At 70.6% G+C, this 2,230-nt stretch carries 1 protein-coding gene; it reads left to right on the top strand.

What is annotated here, in order from left to right; genetic code table 11:
• A partial coding sequence (locus GTY56_RS32930; protein ID WP_237525139.1) for a condensation domain-containing protein occupies positions 1-2,230 on the top strand: 2,230 nt, incomplete at both ends.

Here is a 2,230-nt window from a genome sequence, read left to right on the forward strand (position 1 = left end):
TGGGCCGGGTCGACGAGCAGGTGAAGGTACGGGGCTTCCGGATCGAGCTGGGTGAGGTCCAGGCGGCCGTCGCCGCGCATCCGCAGGTCTCCCAGGCCGTCGTCACCGTCCGCGAGGACACCCCGGGCGACAAGCGCCTGGTCGCCTACGTCGTACCCGCCGAAGGTGCCGACGACGAACTGGTCACGCTGCTGGGCGAGTTCGTCGGCACGAGCCTGCCCGGCCACATGGTTCCCTCCGCGATCGTGGCCCTTGACGCGCTGCCGCTCAACGCCAACGGGAAACTGGACCGCACGGCCCTGCCCGCCCCGACATTCGCGGCCGGGACGGGCCGGGGGCCGGCCAACGCACGGGAAGAGATTCTGTGTGCCGCGTTCGCCGAGGTGCTCGGCCTGAAGAGCGTGGGCGTCGACGACGACTTCTTCCGGCTCGGCGGTCATTCCCTGCTCGTGATCCGCCTGGTGGCACGCTTGCAGACGCGTGGTGTGTCCGTGTCGGTACGGGCCCTGTTCGAGACGTCGACGCCGGCCGGACTGGCGCGGTCGGTGGGCGCAGAACAGGTCGCCGTACCCGAGAACCTGATTCCGGCGGACGCGACCGTGATCACGCCGGAGATGCTGCCGCTGGTGGACCTTTCGACCGCCGAGGTCGAGAGGATCGTCGCCGCGGTCGAAGGCGGCGCGGCGAACGTGGCGGATGTCTATCCGCTCGCGCCCTTGCAAGAAGGCCTGCTCTACCACCACCTCCTCGCCGACGGTGGCGAGGACGCCTATGTGACCCCGACAGCGGTCGAATTCGACTCGCGGGAGCGGCTCGACGCCTTCGTCGACGCGTTCCAGCGAGTCGTGGACCGCCACGACATCTACCGCACCTCGATCATGTGGGAGGGGCTGCGGGAGCCGGTGCAGGTGGTGTGGCGCCGCGCCACGCTGCCCGTACGGGAAGTGGTGCTGGATCCCCAGGCCGAAGTACCGCTCGCCGAGCAGCTGTTCGAGGCCGCCGGCTTGTCGATGGGCCTGGACCGGGCCCCGCTGATCGATCTGCACGTGGCGGGTGCGGCGGACGGCCGGTGGCTGGCAGTCGTCCGGATCCACCACATGGTGCAGGACCACACCGCGCTGGAAGTACTGCTCGGGGAGGTGCAGGCCCTCCTGTCCGGGCGGGGCGACACGCTCGTGGACCCGCTGCCGTTCCGGGAGTTCGTGGCGCAGGCCCGTGCCGGCGTGGACAGCTCGGAGCATGAGCGGTACTTCGCCGAGTTGCTGGGTGACGTGACCGAGCCGACCGCGCCGTTCGGACTCGTGGACGTGCGCGGCGTCGGATCGGACACGGCACGTGCGCGGGTCCCCTTCACACGGGAGCTCCAGACGCGGCTGCGCGAGACCGCAAGCCGGGCGGGTGTGAGCGCGGCGACGGTGCTGCATGTGGCGTGGGCGCGGGTGCTGGCCGCGGTCAGCGGCCGAGAAGACGTGGTGTTCGGCACGGTCCTGTTCGGCCGGATGAACGCCGGGGCGGGTGCCGAGCGCGTGCCCGGCCCGTTCATGAACACGCTGCCGGTGCGGGTACGCACCGACGCGGTGGGTGTGTCGGCGGCGGTGTCGGCGATGCGGGGCCAGCTGGCGGGGCTGCTCGAACACGAGCACGCGCCCCTGGCCGTGGCACAGCGAGCCAGCGGAGTGGCAGGCGATACGCCGCTGTTCACCGCATTGTTCAACTATCGGCACAACACCGACCAGGGGTCCGAAGCCTCTGCCCGCTCTTCCCGCTCCGAGGACGGCACGGACGGGAGCCGCGACGGGGGCCTCGACGGGATCCGGAGGATATTCGTCCGGGAGCGCACCAACTATCCGCTGATGGTCTCGGTCGACGACAACGGGGACTCCGTCTCGCTGGACGTCCACACGGTGACTCCGGTCGATCCGCAGTCCGTGGGTGAGCTGGTGCGTACAGCAGTGGAGGGGCTGGTATCAGCGCTTGAGCAGGTGCTCGCCGGTGGCCCGGATGTGCCGTTGGGCTCGGTCCAGGTCCTGGACGAGGCCGGGTTGCGGCAGGTGGTGTCGGAGTGGAACGACACCGGGACCGTGGTGGAGCCTTCGACGGTGCCGGGGTTGTTCGAGGCGCAGGTGGTGCGGACGCCGGATGCGGTGGCGGTGGTCGCCGAGGGTGTGGAGGTGTCGTACGCGGAGCTGGACGCGCGGGCGAACCGGCTGGCGCGGTTGCTGGTTTCCCG

The sequence above is a fragment of the Streptomyces sp. SID5643 genome (assembly GCF_009872555.1).
In the GTDB taxonomy this organism is placed as follows: Bacteria; Actinomycetota; Actinomycetes; order Streptomycetales; family Streptomycetaceae; genus Streptomyces; species Streptomyces iakyrus.